The 15,046-nt window shown below is 46.6% G+C and carries 14 protein-coding genes; 6 read left to right on the forward strand and 8 right to left on the reverse strand.

Translation table 11 applies throughout. The features are described 5' to 3' along the window. Positions 1-104: 104 nt before the first annotated feature. Genes panE through csdA form a run of 3 tightly spaced genes read left to right on the forward strand, consistent with a single transcriptional unit; the run spans position 105 to position 2,802 of the window. The gene (gene panE, locus ACQEXP_RS09345) at positions 105-992 is read left to right on the forward strand and encodes a 2-dehydropantoate 2-reductase (protein ID WP_426969574.1); all 888 of its coding nucleotides are present in this window, start codon (positions 105-107) and stop codon (positions 990-992) included. Further along, a complete protein-coding gene (locus ACQEXP_RS09350) occupies positions 992-1,591 on the forward strand; it encodes a DJ-1 family glyoxalase III (protein ID WP_426969576.1) in 600 nt (199 codons plus the stop codon). Before panE ends, ACQEXP_RS09350 begins: the two co-directional genes overlap by 1 nt. Next, a complete protein-coding gene (gene csdA, locus ACQEXP_RS09355) occupies positions 1,591-2,802 on the forward strand; it encodes a cysteine desulfurase CsdA (protein ID WP_426969578.1) in 1,212 nt (403 codons plus the stop codon). Before ACQEXP_RS09350 ends, csdA begins: the two co-directional genes overlap by 1 nt. 31 nt (positions 2,803-2,833) lie before the next feature. Here csdA and radA read toward each other — a convergent pair whose 3' ends face one another. After that, positions 2,834-4,213: a DNA repair protein RadA gene (gene radA / locus ACQEXP_RS09360; protein WP_138973504.1), complete on the reverse strand. Its 1,380-nt coding sequence runs from the start codon at positions 4,211-4,213 to the stop codon at positions 2,834-2,836. A gap of 152 nt (positions 4,214-4,365) precedes the next feature. On the opposite strand from radA, the gene ACQEXP_RS09365 reads away from it, so the two are divergent. Further along, positions 4,366-6,705, forward strand: coding sequence for a PilZ domain-containing protein (locus tag ACQEXP_RS09365; RefSeq protein WP_426969579.1), 2,340 nt, complete (start codon positions 4,366-4,368; stop codon positions 6,703-6,705). 27 nt (positions 6,706-6,732) lie between these two features. Here the strand turns inward: ACQEXP_RS09365 and serB are convergent, their stop codons facing one another. After that, complete coding sequence (serB, locus tag ACQEXP_RS09370) at positions 6,733-7,713, reverse strand: phosphoserine phosphatase (protein WP_426969581.1); 981 nt, start codon at positions 7,711-7,713, stop codon at positions 6,733-6,735. 104 nt (positions 7,714-7,817) lie between these two features. Here serB and ACQEXP_RS09375 point away from each other — a divergent pair, with 104 nt between their 5' ends. Next, the gene (locus tag ACQEXP_RS09375) at positions 7,818-8,423 is read left to right on the forward strand and encodes a YtjB family periplasmic protein (RefSeq protein ID WP_269376628.1); all 606 of its coding nucleotides are present in this window, start codon (positions 7,818-7,820) and stop codon (positions 8,421-8,423) included. A 159-nt stretch (positions 8,424-8,582) separates the two neighbouring features. On the opposite strand, the gene deoD is transcribed toward ACQEXP_RS09375, so the two are convergent. The 4 genes from deoD to deoC form a co-directional block, all read right to left on the reverse strand. Continuing rightward, positions 8,583-9,302, reverse strand: a complete 720-nt coding sequence (gene deoD / locus ACQEXP_RS09380; RefSeq protein WP_005473519.1) for a purine-nucleoside phosphorylase — start codon at positions 9,300-9,302, stop codon at positions 8,583-8,585. 75 nt (positions 9,303-9,377) lie between these two features. Next, positions 9,378-10,598, reverse strand: a complete 1,221-nt coding sequence (locus tag ACQEXP_RS09385; protein ID WP_426969583.1) for a phosphopentomutase — start codon at positions 10,596-10,598, stop codon at positions 9,378-9,380. 66 nt (positions 10,599-10,664) lie between these two features. Then, entirely contained in the window at positions 10,665-11,993 is a 1,329-nt protein-coding gene (gene deoA / locus ACQEXP_RS09390) for a thymidine phosphorylase (protein WP_426969585.1), read from the reverse strand. A gap of 93 nt (positions 11,994-12,086) precedes the next feature. Next, entirely contained in the window at positions 12,087-12,863 is a 777-nt protein-coding gene (gene deoC / locus ACQEXP_RS09395) for a deoxyribose-phosphate aldolase (RefSeq protein ID WP_269376625.1), read from the reverse strand. Positions 12,864-12,978: 115 nt separating this feature from the next. Between deoC and ACQEXP_RS09400 the strand changes: the two genes are divergently transcribed. Then, on the forward strand, positions 12,979-13,134 hold the full coding sequence (locus ACQEXP_RS09400) for a hypothetical protein (RefSeq protein WP_331418456.1): 156 nt from the start codon (positions 12,979-12,981) through the stop codon (positions 13,132-13,134). Here the strand turns inward: ACQEXP_RS09400 and ACQEXP_RS09405 are convergent. Continuing rightward, the gene (locus tag ACQEXP_RS09405) at positions 13,127-13,297 is read right to left on the reverse strand and encodes a XapX domain-containing protein (protein WP_138973512.1); all 171 of its coding nucleotides are present in this window, start codon (positions 13,295-13,297) and stop codon (positions 13,127-13,129) included. The genes ACQEXP_RS09400 and ACQEXP_RS09405 overlap by 8 nt on opposite strands. A 372-nt stretch (positions 13,298-13,669) precedes the next feature. After that, entirely contained in the window at positions 13,670-14,932 is a 1,263-nt protein-coding gene (locus ACQEXP_RS09410) for a NupC/NupG family nucleoside CNT transporter (RefSeq protein WP_269376624.1), read from the reverse strand. Positions 14,933-15,046: the final 114 nt, after the last annotated feature.

Consider the following 15,046-nt stretch of genomic DNA (forward strand, 5'->3'; position numbering starts at 1 on the left):
CAACAAGTAAAAGAATCATAAATGGCACCTTAGGGTGCCATTTTTATTTGCTTTCTCTCTATATAGCCTTATCCTCTTTGCCAAACCCACCGACTTGCGAACAGATGAATATTGTAGTTCTCGGCCCCGGCGCAATTGGCTCTCTTTGGGCGTCTCATTTGCATACCGCCGGACACTCGGTCTCCGTTTGGTCCAGACAAACGACCCCAACGCTGTCTATTCAACTCGAACAGAATTCTCCCGTTCGTTTTGATAACAACGTCATCGACTCACTAAACAATGCTGATCTCATACTGGTGACACTTAAAGCACCTCAAGTAACAAAAAGTTTAGCCTCCTTGGCGCAACACATTGCCGGTGAGACCATGATCGTACTCATGCACAACGGGATGGGAACCGCAGAGAAAATATCGACCTTGCTGCCGAATAACCCACTGCTTATCGCCACAACGACTCACGGTGCGATTCGAGATAGTCACGGCATTGTCCGCCATACTGGCCACGGCAATACCCAGATAGGCGGATATAATACCGCAGGCAAACGCTGCGAATTCCTTGCCGAAGTGCTTCAACACAGCTTGCCGGAAGTCAGATGGAATCCAAATATCCTTAGCGCATTGTGGAACAAATTGGCGATCAACTGTGCCATCAATCCCCTATCGGCGATTAATCAGGTTCCAAACGGGAGACTTGCTGACCAGCAGTTTGCAGTAACCATAGATGCAGTGGTGGAAGAAGTCGCGCAAGTCATGTGGGCAGAAGGGGTAGAAACCACCAAAGAGGAAGTTGCAACCAACGTTCTCAAAGTGATAGAAGCGACGGCAAATAACTTATCGTCGATGAATCAGGATATTGTTCATAAACGCCAAAGCGAGATAGACTTTATCACAGGATACTTGCTCGAAAGGGCACAGTGTCATGGTATCCCTACACCAGTAAATCGTACTCTCTATGACGAAATCAAAAACATAGAACAAAGTTGGAATCAATAATGACAAAGAAAGTCCTCGTCCCTATCGCACCCGGCACAGAAGAAATGGAAGCCGTTACCATCATCGATACGATGGTCAGGGCTGGCTATGAAACCATTGTTGCGAGTGCAGATTTCGATGGTCAGTTAACCATGAAAGCATCACGAGGAGTGACACTGACCGCTGATTGCAAGTTGGTTGATATCGCTGACGATGAATTTGATGCGGTGATCCTGCCTGGCGGAGTACTAGGTGCAGAAACATTCCGTGACAGTACGGTGCTGGTTGAAATCGTTCGACAACAAATGTACGAAGGCAAGCTCGTCGCTGCGATTTGTGCAGCACCCGCTTTAGTACTGGCCCACCATGGTCTTTATCCCGACGCTCTCATGACTTGCCACCCTAGTTTTGAAAGCCACATTCCAGCTCAAAACTGGCGTGTGAAGCGCGTGACTTACGATACCAATCATAACCTTTTAACCAGCCAAGGACCGGGTACCGCACTTGAGTTCGCGATGGAAGTAATTATTAATCTCTCAGGTAAAGCACACGCATGGAGTGTCGCAGAACCAATGGTCACTATGCCTACCTTGCAGTACCACAATCTAGGTGAAGAGTAATGTTTGATGTCCAGCAAATCGCGGCGCAGTTTCCAGCACTGAAACAGCAGATAAACCAACAAAGGCTGGTTTATCTAGATAGTGCAGCGACGACACAAAAACCTCAATGTGTCATAGACGCCATCTCTCGCTATTACAGCCAGCAAAATGCCAACGTTCACCGCGGTAGCCACAGCTTGACCGCTCAAGCCACCAGCCAATTTGAGAGTGCTCGTGAAACAGTGGCCCGCTTTATCGGAGCGAACTCAAGTAAAGAGATAATCTGGACTCGTGGGGCAACTGAAGCTCTCAATCTAATCGCTCAAACTTATGCGCGAAGCACACTCAAGCCAGGTGATGAAATACTGGTTGGTGAGATGGAACACCACGCCAACATTGTGCCGTGGCAAATCGTGGCACAGCAGACTGGTGCCAAAGTCGTTAAAATTCCCATGACAGCACAGTGTCAACTGGATCTCTCTGCATTTGATTCTTTGCTAAGCGCTAAGAGCAAAATCGTCGCTGTGGCTCATATCACGAACGTAACAGGGACTCGACAACCAATCGAAGAGATCATCACGCGCTCTCACACAGCAGGAGCTGTGGTGGTGGTTGATGGTGCTCAGGGAATTGTCCATGAGTCTGTCGATGTGACTAAACTGGGTGCCGACTTTTACGTTTTCTCTGGTCATAAGCTCTATGCTCCAGCAGGGATCGGAGTGCTATTTGGAAAGCAGGCTCTGTTAGAAGCGATGCCACCTTGGCATGGTGGCGGAAAGATGGTTGAACGCGTCTCTTTTGAAGGTACGACATTTAGCGAACTGCCAGGTAAATTTGAAGCTGGAACGCCTAACGTAGCAGGTGCGATCGCACTGTCCACCGCCATCGATTGGTATCAAGGATTAGATCATCAAAAACTTGAGGCGCATATTCATCACTTAGTGACTCAGGCTAAATCAGGGTTAGAACAACTTGATGATGTCCGTATCCTCGGCTACCAAGAAGACTCATCGGTGATCTCGTTTATTATCGAGGGAGTCCACCATCAAGACGTTGCCACTCTACTCGATCAGCAAGCTATCGCGGTAAGAGCTGGTAATCACTGTGCTCATCCGCTCATGGATGCCCTCGGAGTTAAAGGCACCATTCGCGCTTCTTTTGCCGCCTACAACACTGAAGAAGATGTAGAGCGATTGATAGAAGGTGTTGCTAAAGCAGTAGATATGCTTTAGCGAGAAGCGCTCTGGTTCTCACGGAGCGCTATTAAAGCTCATCAAACGCTTCAATCGCTTCGCTAAGCTTTTTAACCCCATGAATCTGCATTCCAGCAATACCACCTTTTGGCATATTTGCCGCAGGCACTATCGCTCGCTTAAAACCGTGTTTAAAGGCTTCGTTGAGTCGCTCTTGACCACTTGGAACAGGGCGAATCTCACCGGCCAATCCGACTTCTCCAAACACCACCACATCCTTAGGCAGTGGTCGATCTCTGAAGCTAGAGAGTAATGCCATCACTAATGCTAAATCAGCACTGGTTTCTGTCACTTTTACCCCACCGACGACATTGACGAAAACATCTTGATCCGCCATCTGTAGGCCACCATGCTTGTGCAGCACTGCAAGTAAAAGCGATAAACGATTCTGTTCGAGACCAACAGCAACACGACGTGGATTGGCCAACTGTGAATAATCAACCAACGCCTGTATCTCGACAAGAAGTGGGCGTGTTCCTTCCCAAACAACCATCACCGAGCTGCCTGACGTCTCTTCCTCGCCACGAGAAAGGAAGATTGCAGATGGATTGCTCACCTCTTTTAAACCTTGACCCGTCATAGCGAAGACACCCAGCTCATTCACCGCACCAAAACGGTTTTTATGGCTGCGTAAAGTACGGAAACGACTGTCAGCCCCACCATCGAGCAATACGGAGCAGTCAATGATATGTTCCAATACTTTTGGCCCCGCCAACGTACCATCTTTGGTGACATGACCAACGATAAATACCGCAACATTGTTTTGTTTCGCGTAGCGTGTGAGCGCAGTAGCAGACTCTCGTACCTGAGCCACACTACCTGGTGAAGATTGAACGTCTGATACATGCATAACTTGAATAGAGTCAATCACCATAATTTTGGGCTGCTCTTTTTCAGCAATCTGACAAATTCGGTCAACATTGGTCTCCGAAAGCATTTTTAGATTGTCTTTCGGTAAACCTAAACGAGAAGCGCGCATCGCGACCTGTTGCAACGATTCTTCACCGGTCACATACAAGGTCGGCATTTGTGATGCCAAATAGCACATGGTTTGTAGTAGCAGTGTGGATTTACCTGCCCCTGGATTACCACCGATAAGGATCGCAGCCCCAGGAACGACACCGCCACCCAGAACTCGATCGAGCTCTTTAAAGCCGCTCGTGAAGCGAGGGACTTCTTGCAGATCGATCTCTGACAGTGTCTGAACTTTGGTTTCCGTAGTTGAACCTGCATATCCCGATAGACGTTCGTTACGAGCAACACTTGGAGATGCTGCCAATCGAACTTCACTGATAGTGTTCCACGCGCCACAGGCGTTGCACTGCCCTTGCCAACGTGGGAAATCTGCACCGCAGTCATTACATACGTACGCTGTTTTCGCTTTTGCCATGTAACCTCAGGTCTTAAATTTTGTATTTGTGACATAAACTACGACGGAAGTAGCTTATATCATCTTCTCTACTTGATTCGCAGTAACATATCACTAAAGATCTTTATATCAAGGCCGATATGAAATGAGTAAGGGATACTCTAACAAAAAATATGCAGCAGCCAGAAATACTCTCTCTCGCGGAACGTCTCATTCCCGCTTATCACTCAGAAGACTTCGATTATCTTCTCGGTCAAATGACCGAGGGGGATCCTCCTTCCGTTAAGATCCTAGTAAAAATGGAGCTTAACCGTGTTATGGCGCCTTGCACTAAACCCATCGATTTACGCGGACGAGTCAAGGGAGAGTGCCGCGAATACGAACTCGATGGTCTCAAGCACTGGTTAGATGATGTCGCTTTCAACGCCTATCACAAGAACACCCGTAAATTTGGTGGGTATACTGAGGGTGTGTGGGAAGCGCTTTGTAACACCCATAATAATTTCCGCGTCATGCAAAAGCGTGGCAAGCCCCTAGGCACTGAAGTCAGCATAGAAAGGAATGGCATCGACGTCGAAGCAATCACCTTAGGCTATGATCTTAAGCGTAAAGAGAACCGCCTAAAACTCTCTTCTCAAATAGAACTCAAGTTGGCCAATAGACAAGTTGTCCACGCGGTCACCATCGATCTCTCTCCTTCAGGCGCTAAGTTTAAAGTCCCTTCCGCATTTGATTACAAACTCGGGGAAGTGATCGATGTTCGTCTGGTAGAACTGAGCAAAAATGTCGACATTGATGGTATTGATTCAGTTATCCCGTACCGCATTGTTGGGATTGATGAGTCATACGAAAACGATGCGGTTAAGTTCCTTCGCCTACTAAAGCTTGATACGTCAAACATCATTGAACAAGTTATCGACTACGTGGTGAAAAGTGACACGCAGAAAGCACGTCATGACAATCAGGACAAGATTATCCGTGCGCGTTCACGTGGTTTTGAGCACACCTATTTAAAGCACACTTGCAACTTGCCTGTCTTTTTTAGCGGTAATGAGCTTAAGCTCGTGCTGATGACGGAAAATAATCAGCCTATCTGGCAGTACTGGCATGATGAGCGCAATCAACAGACGCTAAGCAACCTTTTTCACGAGCAGCGCATGACGCAGCTAACGGCTGAAGGCATGAGAGGCAGTAACAACGTACTTTACTCGTTCACTCATGAGCATAAAGATAAAACCCTCTTCTTCTCAATGATGATGCCGGAAGCGACTCGTGAATTGCGTCAGTTGTTTTGGCATATTGGAGCCAGAAAGGAGAGCTGGAAGGCGTTCCGCCTGTCTGTGTTTGAGTTGTCTGAAGCAGAGAAACAAACACTGGCAAATCACTCCAGTGAGTTGGAAACAGAGTCTTTGACTCACTGCGGTATCTTACAAGAGATCGCCGACGAAAGTAGCCGACAGGACTATCTGCTAACGGATAAACCTCAGCTCGCAAGTAACGAGCTCAATCGTTTTCGACATGCTAGAAACCCTGAAAGCAATCCTGCTTGTGTCTACTTTGATGCAAAATCTCGACGCAGAGAACCTAGGTATCAGTTCCGTTCCCCTATTACGCTTTCACATACAAGTGGTGAGAGTATTGAAGGCGTCAGTGTCGATATTTCCAAACACGGTATGAGCATCGCATTGACACAGCCGTGCCGCTTAAAAGCGGGAGATACTTGTACGATTAACTTCAAAGAACTTCAGCTTTACGACAAGAAGCTGCCTTTAGATGCGGTGCCATACACCATTGTTCGCGTCAGCCCAGGCGAAAAAACGCTCCAACTTGCCATCATTGAAGATAGCCAGATGATGCGGACTATTGCCTTTTTCGGCAAGTTAATCGAACACAACCAAGATAAACTCATCGCTAAAAAAGAGTTGCTCCCAAGTAATGAGCTATTGGAAGGTTTGCACAACATCCTACTCGATAAGATGGTCAGCACGCCTCTCTACGTAGAGAAGAAAGGGGGAAGTCTCAGACCTAAAGCGATTGGAGTGAACTATCCACTCAAGTCTTATCTCACAATCTTAGCGAAGCTAGGCGATGAAAAGAGCTTCTCCTTAGCACCAATCTATAAGGGACGGACAAATACGCTGCTAGCACAACCAATGAAGCGTATCGAGGGTGCTGAGCCTCAATACCACGAACTCTACCTAGCAACAGTCAAGTTCGGCACACGAATCCAATCTGTCGAATCAAAACTGAGCAGTGAATTTGCCAATATCAAAGAACGCATTATGTTTATCAAAAAGTCACAAACAATGGGTGAGTTTTATGCCATCCGTATTTGTGGTGCCCCAGTATTTGATCCGATAACAGCTTTAGTGCGCAAAGACTTAAACGAATTGGCTCAAATCAGCATGCATCAAGCTCGGAGCTTAGAAAAAGAGATGCATAGTATTGTTGGCTACGGTGAACTTATAGACATCACTGAAGAAGTCTTAATCCGACTGGAGTTAACTCGATAAAAAAGCGAGACAATGTCTCGCTTTTTTTTAAGGTTGAGGCTTAAAGCTAACCCGTTTCTGCTTAACTAGGATTGCAGATAGAATGCAGATTATGCCGCCCAGCCCAGCGTAACGCACGGCACTTCTTGCTTGCTGCTCTACCTTAGGTTTAGCGTGATAAGCAACACCCAATCCAGCCGCTTCCATCATCACTAGATCATTAGCGCCATCACCAACCGCAATGGTATTGTGCGCTTCAATATCATACTGCTCAGCCAATTCGAGTAGGATGTCAGCCTTCGTCTGTGCAGATACCACTTCACCAACCACCTTACCGGTTAGTTTGCCGTCGACAATCTCTAGTTGATTCGACTGTGCATGGTCGAGCCCAAGGCGCTGCTGAAGGTGTTCAGAAAAGTAGGTAAAGCCACCGGATGCGATAGCGGTCTTCCAACCATACTGCTTTAGCGTACCAATCAGTTCAGGCAAATCAGGCATTAAAGGGAGTGTTTGACGTACCTCAGACAATATAGATTCATCTGCGCCCTCAAGTTTGGCAACACGCTGACGCAAGCTCTGCTCAAAATCGAGCTCGCCTTGCATTGCACGTTCGGTCACTTCTGCCACTTCCTCGCCAACACCTGCTAGCTTAGCGATCTCATCGATACACTCAATCTGAATTGCCGTTGAGTCCATATCGAGCACCACCAAACCCGGCTTAGTCAAATCGGGCATATCATGCAGAGCGGAATAGTCTAACTTCAGCGCTTGTAAAATTTCCTCATGCTCGGCGGTGAGCTCCCCCGCCATTAATGCGACTTCGTAGTTTCCAACTTTCCACACATCAACAACGGCATTGTCATAGCCGACGAAGAAATCAATATCATTAAACTGATCTGGGCATAGATAGTCAGCGAAAACGACCCAGCCAGCTTTCGCTTTGTCAAATTGGGTTGCCAGTCGGGTTTCAGGTAAGCGGTTAATTAAAGGGGTATGTTTACGAATAGAGAGAGTCTTCAACGTGTCCATGTTTGCAATTCCTATAAAATCTCCCATCACGTTAACCTATTGCAATTTGGATGCGCAAGTCTCAATATGATCTAAAGTACAATTAAGCTCGATTTAGGTGAAAAATGGACACCTCTCTATTCTCATTTCGAATGGCCATGAAGGTGCTAGGAATTGTCTCCTTGATTGCGATGGTGGCGTCTATCGCGATCAACAGCGTCAAAATAACCAAGGGCAATGAACAGATTCAGGCTAATCAGTTAGAAACGCTAACCAATATTCTGATTTCACAGGCTTCACTTTCCGCTAGCGATATGATCGTGAATCAGGATCAAGAGCGCCTACTGAGACTGACCAATCAGCTGGCTAAAGACAATCTGGTTCTTGATGCAACCATTTATGATGCTGAGGGTGTGAAACTGGCAGCCAGTGATCAAGCCAAATCCGTTCGAGAGATGCTCGGCCTTGATACCCCTCTACAGACTGCACGTATTGGTAAACAGCAACTGGTAGAGCCGGTTTTGCACGACGGTTCTGTTATCGGTTTTGTGCGCATTACCTTTGAAACCGGTAAGTTAACCGCCTTCTCTGATCACTATTACCGTAAAAGTGACCGCTATATGTACACCATGGTAGGTCTTAGCTTTGTGGCGGGATTGCTACTCACACTGATCGTGCGACGTAAGCCTAACAAACGCAAAGGCGAGAATTTGTTGTTGAAGGATATGTAGCGAGAAAAATATAAAGGGTTGGCACACAGTGCCAACCCTTTTTTAATTCAGCCAGTTAAGCTCTAACAAGAGCCCATGCTGCCCGCCACTTTCGACTCATTAACCACGACCACGGCTTGAAAGCCGCCATCTGGTCTCGGAGCGAAGCGCCGCTCGCTCTTACTCTGCGTCACCTAGTAGCACAGAATCCAGCGCAATGATCATCATATCGTTGAAAGTCGTCTGACGCTCATCTGAAGTCGTTTGCTCACCCGTCTTGATATGGTCAGAAACAGTACAGATGGTTAGCGCTTTCGCGCCGTACTCAGCACATACGCCGTAGATACCAGCGGCTTCCATCTCAACACCTACGATGCCGTACTTGTCCATAACATCGAACATTTCTGGATCTGGCGTGTAGAAAAGTTCTGCCGAGAATAGGTTACCTACTTTGACTTCAATACCACGAGCTTTCGCAGCATCTTCAGCTGCACGAACCATCTTGTAGTCAGCGATTGCAGCAAAGTCATGACCTTTAAAACGGATACGGTTCACTTTAGAGTCAGTACACGCGCCCATGCCGATAACAACGTCGCGAACTTTAATGTCTTCGCTTACTGCACCACAGCTGCCTACGCGGATAATTTTTTTCACGCCGAAGTCTTTGATAAGTTCCGTCGCGTAGATCGAGCACGATGGGATACCCATACCGTGACCCATTACTGATACTTTACGGCCCTTGTAAGTGCCCGTGAAGCCGTACATGTTTCGTACGTCACATACCTGTACAACATCTTCCAAGAAGGTTTCTGCAATGTATTTAGCACGTAGCGGGTCACCCGGCATTAGAACAACATCTGCGAATGCACCCATTTCTGCGTTGATATGTGGAGTTGCCATGATTCAATTTCCTTAGTTAGAAATGACAAAATAATAGAGGGACTAGCCCTCTATTTTTCAATTAAACTGCTTGGATTACAGGAAGTTTTTACCGTAATCCATTGGCGAAATACCAAAGTGACTCGCCAATGTCTGGCCGATATCAGCGAATGTATCACGACGGCCTAAAGAACCCGCTGGGACTTTTGGACCATAAACGATCACTGGAATGTGTTCACGAGTGTGGTCAGTACCTGGCCAAGTTGGGTCACAACCGTGGTCAGCCGTCAGGATAAGAACGTCATCTTGCTCCATTAACTCTAGTACTTCGTTGATTCGTCCATCGAAGTATTCTAGTGCAGCAGCATAACCCGCCACATCACGACGGTGGCCGTATGCAGAGTCAAAGTCGACAAAGTTAGTGAACACGATAGTGTTATCGCCAGCTTCTTTGATTTGCTCAAGAGTCGCTTCGAACAGCGCAGGGATACCTGTTGCTTTCACTTTCTTCGTAATGCCGCAGTTAGCGTAGATATCAGCAATCTTACCGATTGAAACAACATTGCCTTGCTTCTCTTCTACGAGTTTTTGTAGAACAGTGGCTGAAGGTGGCTCAACTGACAAATCGCGACGGTTACCAGTACGCTCAAACTGACCTTTAACAGGGCCAATGAAAGGGCGAGCGATAACACGACCAATGTTGTAATCTTCCAGCTCTTCACGCGCAATTTGGCACAGTTCAAGTAGACGGTCTAAACCAAATGTCTCTTCGTGACACGCAATTTGAAATACTGAGTCAGCCGAAGTATAGAAGATCGGTTGGCCCGTTTTCATGTGCTCTTCACCAAGATCATCAAGAACTTGCGTTCCTGATGCGTGGCAGTTACCTAAGAAACCATCCAAACCTGCACGCTCAAGGATTCGGTCTGTCAGTTCTTTAGGGAAACTGTTTTGTTTATCTGTGAAGTAACCCCAGTCGAAAAGTACAGGCACGCCTGCAATTTCCCAGTGACCAGATGGCGTGTCTTTGCCTGAAGATAGCTCGGCAGCATGGCCGTATGCGCCAATGATTTCTGCATCAGCGTCAAGACCCGGAGCAAAACTACCTGTCGACTCTTTGTGAGCCATCGCAAGACCAAGTTTAGACAAGTTTGGTAGACGAAGAGGACCACTACGCTCTGCGTTATCCGCTAAGCCTTTCTCACACTGCTCTGCAATATGACCTAAGGTGTCAGAACCGACATCACCAAAGTCTTTTGCATCTGCAGTTGCACCGATGCCAAATGAGTCTAGGACTAAAATAAATGCTCTTTTCATTGCTCTTTCCTTAGGCCCACTCAACTTTGACTATTTGTGGTGCAAGCAGGCCTTTGTGTAATTTAATTAAACGTCTTCCGCGCGAATCTGGCAGTAAACTTCTGGCGTTGGAATGTACTCACCGCCAATCGTAATTGCTTTCTTCAGCGCATCTGCCGCTTCCTGCCATTGCTCTTCACTACGTGCGTGAATAACAGCGAGAGGTTTATCATTCGAAGCTTGTTCGCCTAAACGAATAAAATGATCGAAACCGACAGCATAATCAATCGTATCAGTTGCAACTCGGCGTCCACCGCCCATCGCAACCACGGCCATACCAATTGCTCGAGTATCCATAGCAGAGACTACGCCCGATTGTTCCGCATAAACCGGCTTAATAATTTCTGCTTTATCTAGGTAGCTATCATAGTTTTCTACGAAGTCAGCAGGGCCACCAAGACCAGCGACCATTTTACCGAAGCATTGCGCCGCTTTACCGTTATCAAGTACTTCCATCAGTTTAGCGCGTGCTTGTTCAGTATTGTCAGCGAGTTTAGCTAACACCAACATTTCAGCACATGACGCCATCGTCACTTCAAGAAGACGCGGATTACGATACTCGCCAGTCAGGAACTGAACGGCTTCACGCACTTCTACCGCGTTACCGGCTGAGGATGCTAGAACTTGGTTCATATCGGTTAAGATTGCCGTTGTCTTAGTACCCGCACCGTTTGCAACGGCAACAATAGATTTAGCTAATTCTTCAGATGCTTCATAAGTTGGCATAAAAGCGCCAGAACCCACTTTGACATCCATCACAAGCGACTCTAGACCCGCAGCAAGTTTCTTAGAAAGAATCGATGCCGTGATCAGAGAAATGTTGTCAACGGTTGCTGTGATATCGCGAGTCGCGTATACACGTTTATCGGCAGGAGCGAGATCACCCGTCTGGCCAATAATCGCTACACCAGCATCTTTAGTCACATCACCAAACACTTCATTGGTCGGCGTGATATTGTAGCCAGGAATCGATTCAAGCTTATCCAGAGTTCCCCCCGTATGACCAAGACCACGGCCTGAGATCATCGGAACGAAACCACCACATGCAGCAACCATAGGACCGAGCATAAGCGAGGTCACATCACCGACACCACCCGTTGAGTGTTTATCAACAATTGGGCCGCCAAACTCTTTGTCGCTCCAATCGATAACCATACCAGAGTCACGCATTGCACATGTGAGTGCGATACGTTCTGGCATTGTCATTTCGTTGAAAAAGATGGCCATAGCAAACGCTGCGATCTGACCTTCAGATACAGTGTTCTTCGCTACACCTTGGATAAAGAAGTTAATTTCGTCGGCAGTAAGAATTTCGCCATCGCGTTTTTTACGAATGATTTCTTGAGGTAAATACATTAGATCCTCCCATGCTTTTTTAGCAATGGTTGTAAGGTAAAGAGGTAATGGGGAGCAGCATCAACACTGCTCCACCTGACAGACTATTTAGAATTAGTAAGCTGCAGGATCTGCAGTTTCGTCTGTTACTTCTAATGTATTAAGTAGGTTCGTCAGCAAGCTTGACGCACCAAAACGGTAGTGACGAGCATCTACCCAGTTGTCACCAAGGATTTCGTCAGCCATTGCTAAGTATGCTTGCGCATCTTCCGCTGTACGCACACCACCTGCTGGTTTAAAACCAACAGTTTCAGCAACGCCCATGTCACGAATCACTTCCAACATCATGCGCGCGTATTCTGGAGTTGCATTTACTGGCACTTTACCTGTTGAAGTTTTAATGAAATCTGCACCCGCTTTGATACAAATTTCTGATGCTTTCTTGATAAGTGCTTCTTCTTTCAGCTCACCCGTTTCGATGATAACTTTTAGAAGGATATCGCCACACGCTTCTTTACATTGCTTAACCAGCTCGTATCCCACTTCTTCGTTACCCGCCATTAGGGCACGGTATGGGAATACAACGTCAACTTCATCAGCACCGTAAGCTACAGCAGCTTTTGTTTCAGCAACTGCGATTTCGATATCGTCATTACCGTGAGGGAAGTTTGTTACTGTTGCAATGCGAACTTCTGGCGTACCTTGCTCACGAAGTGTCTTCTTAGCAATAGGAATAAAGCGAGGGTAAATACAAATTGCAGCCGTGTTACCTACTGCTGATTTTGCGTCATGACATAGAGAAATAACTTTCGCATCAGTGTCATCATCATTCAGCGTAGTTAGGTCCATTAGTTTAAGTGCACGTAGTGCTGCTGCTTTTAAATCGCTCATTTCTATCTCCGATCAATATTCAAAAAAGTTACTGTTCTGCATCGTTTGCAGAACTGCAGTCATTTATGAACGGACTTGGTTCCTTGAAGACTCGGCATATACAGCGAATTTTAATATGCCAATTGCTATCCTTGTCACCGCACAGTACCAGTTTGGTCTATGGCACAACAATCTACGATTGCGGTGTCTAACGTATATGGGTTTTAACCCAAGCAACGGTCAGTTGCTGCCAGCGCCAATCATACTCCTTGTATTAATTATCGCTAGCTAAAAAACCTTTCAATAATCCATTGATAGGCTACACCACCTAAGTACACTCCGACGATGCCCATAACGCCTGCCAAAACAGGTGGCGCAGGTACCGGAAGCTTGATGGCGGAAAACAGGACTCCAACGACAAAACCCGCTAAGGTTGCGAGGATAACTTCGTTCATAAGTTTAACCCTACTTTCTATAGATACCTACATTATAGATATTTGTCGCAGAACTGTAGTGGCTCATAGAGCGCAAACGGTTTGTATCTCAAAAAAGATTCTGCTTAACGTTTGCTCAGAATCAAACACCGGCAAACTCAGCGAATCCCCTAGCCTAAATCAACCCTAGGCTTGTGGCTCATTCCGCTCATACCGTCGGTAATCACAGTGTGCCAAGGTCTATATTCTCCAGTACAGTGGCAGCGATCCGCACTCGCTGATAGCTCATGCCCTTGACGCTTTCACTATGCCGAAAAATAAAAAAGCCCCGCAGTAACAGAGTTACTACGAGGCTTGATAAAACGGCGTCTATATAATCTTTCGCTTACTAAATTAGAAAGATAGGAAGAAGCCAGCGATTGTCGCTGCCATTAGGTTAGATAGCGTACCAGCACAAACCGCTTTAACACCCATACGAGCGATGTCGTGACGACGGTTTGGAGCTAGACCACCTAGACCACCTAGTAGGATCGCGATAGAAGAAAGGTTCGCGAAACCACATAGAGCAAATGCGATGATAGCTTGAGTCTTCTCAGACATTACTGCACCTGTTGCTGCAACAACTTGAGCGTTCTCGCCAACATAAGGTACGAAGTTTAGGTAAGCTACGAATTCGTTAACAACCAGTTTCTGACCGATGAAAGAACCAGCAACTGTTGCTTCAGCCCATGGCACACCGATTAGGAATGCTAGAGGAGCGAATAGCCAACCTAGAAGAAGTTCTAGAGTTAGGTTTTCCATACCGAACCAACCGCCAACGCCACCTAGGATACCGTTGATTAGAGCGATTAGACCGATGAATGCTAGTAGCATTGCACCTACGTTTAGAGCTAGTTGTAGACCAACTGAAGCACCGCCCGCTGCTGCGTCGATAACGTTAGCTGGCTTGTCGTCACCACCGTCGATTTCCGCGCCTAGATCTTCTTGAGGCTTGTCAGTTTCAGGTTTGATGATTTTAGCAAATAGAAGACCACCAGGTGCTGCCATGAATGATGCTGCTACAAGGTACTCTAGAGGTACACCCATAGATGCGTAACCTGCTAGTACACCACCAGCAACAGACGCTAGACCACCACACATTACTGCAAATAGCTCAGACTGAGTCATTTTTGGTACAAACGGACGTACCACTAGAGGCGCTTCAGTTTGACCAACGAAGATGTTAGCTGCTGCAGACATTGACTCGGCACGTGAAGTACCTAGTGCTTTTTGTAGACCGCCACCAAGAATCTTGATAACCCATTGCATTACACCAATGTAGTAAAGTACAGAGATAAGCGCAGAGAAGAAGATTAGCGTTGGAAGTACTTGGAAAGCAAAGATGAAACCGATACCGTCAACAGAGAAGTTAACTAGGCTGCCGAATAGGAAACCAGTACCGTCTTTACCGTAGTCGATAACGTTCTGTACACCAGCAGAGAAGCCAGCTAGTAGGTCACGACCCCATGGTACGTAAAGAACGAAACCACCGATGATGAATTGGATAGCAAAAGCGCCACCCACAGTTCTTAGATTGATAGCTTTGCGGTTATCAGACAGTAGTAATGCAATTCCTAGCAATACTGCCATACCGACTAGGCTCATAAACAGGCTCATAGTTTATGACTTCCTTATATGTTATTTGTTGGCGTGTTACAAAATGGAGCTCAAAAGCGGGGGCAATTATACTCATCCGTCCATTGATAAAGTAATGCCGTCCTCACAGTTTCT

Origin of the sequence: Vibrio sp. TRT 1302 (genome assembly GCF_050113875.1) — a bacterium.
Classification (GTDB): Bacteria; Pseudomonadota; Gammaproteobacteria; order Enterobacterales; family Vibrionaceae; genus Vibrio.

What these genes read in the sequence shown, in the direction of transcription:
- panE (WP_426969574.1), top strand. Translation starts at nt 105, where the DNA reads ATGAATATTGTAGTTCTCGGCCCCGGCGCAATTGGCTCTCTTTGGGCG.
- ACQEXP_RS09350 (WP_426969576.1), top strand. Translation starts at nt 992, where the DNA reads ATGACAAAGAAAGTCCTCGTCCCTATCGCACCCGGCACAGAAGAAATG.
- csdA (WP_426969578.1), top strand. Translation starts at nt 1,591, where the DNA reads ATGTTTGATGTCCAGCAAATCGCGGCGCAGTTTCCAGCACTGAAACAG.
- radA (WP_138973504.1), bottom strand. Translation starts at nt 4,213, where the DNA reads ATGGCAAAAGCGAAAACAGCGTACGTATGTAATGACTGCGGTGCAGAT.
- ACQEXP_RS09365 (WP_426969579.1), top strand. Translation starts at nt 4,366, where the DNA reads ATGCAGCAGCCAGAAATACTCTCTCTCGCGGAACGTCTCATTCCCGCT.
- serB (WP_426969581.1), bottom strand. Translation starts at nt 7,713, where the DNA reads ATGGACACGTTGAAGACTCTCTCTATTCGTAAACATACCCCTTTAATT.
- ACQEXP_RS09375 (WP_269376628.1), top strand. Translation starts at nt 7,818, where the DNA reads ATGGACACCTCTCTATTCTCATTTCGAATGGCCATGAAGGTGCTAGGA.
- deoD (WP_005473519.1), bottom strand. Translation starts at nt 9,302, where the DNA reads ATGGCAACTCCACATATCAACGCAGAAATGGGTGCATTCGCAGATGTT.
- ACQEXP_RS09385 (WP_426969583.1), bottom strand. Translation starts at nt 10,598, where the DNA reads ATGAAAAGAGCATTTATTTTAGTCCTAGACTCATTTGGCATCGGTGCA.
- deoA (WP_426969585.1), bottom strand. Translation starts at nt 11,993, where the DNA reads ATGTATTTACCTCAAGAAATCATTCGTAAAAAACGCGATGGCGAAATT.
- deoC (WP_269376625.1), bottom strand. Translation starts at nt 12,863, where the DNA reads ATGAGCGATTTAAAAGCAGCAGCACTACGTGCACTTAAACTAATGGAC.
- ACQEXP_RS09400 (WP_331418456.1), top strand. Translation starts at nt 12,979, where the DNA reads ATGCCAATTGCTATCCTTGTCACCGCACAGTACCAGTTTGGTCTATGG.
- ACQEXP_RS09405 (WP_138973512.1), bottom strand. Translation starts at nt 13,297, where the DNA reads ATGAACGAAGTTATCCTCGCAACCTTAGCGGGTTTTGTCGTTGGAGTC.
- ACQEXP_RS09410 (WP_269376624.1), bottom strand. Translation starts at nt 14,932, where the DNA reads ATGAGCCTGTTTATGAGCCTAGTCGGTATGGCAGTATTGCTAGGAATT.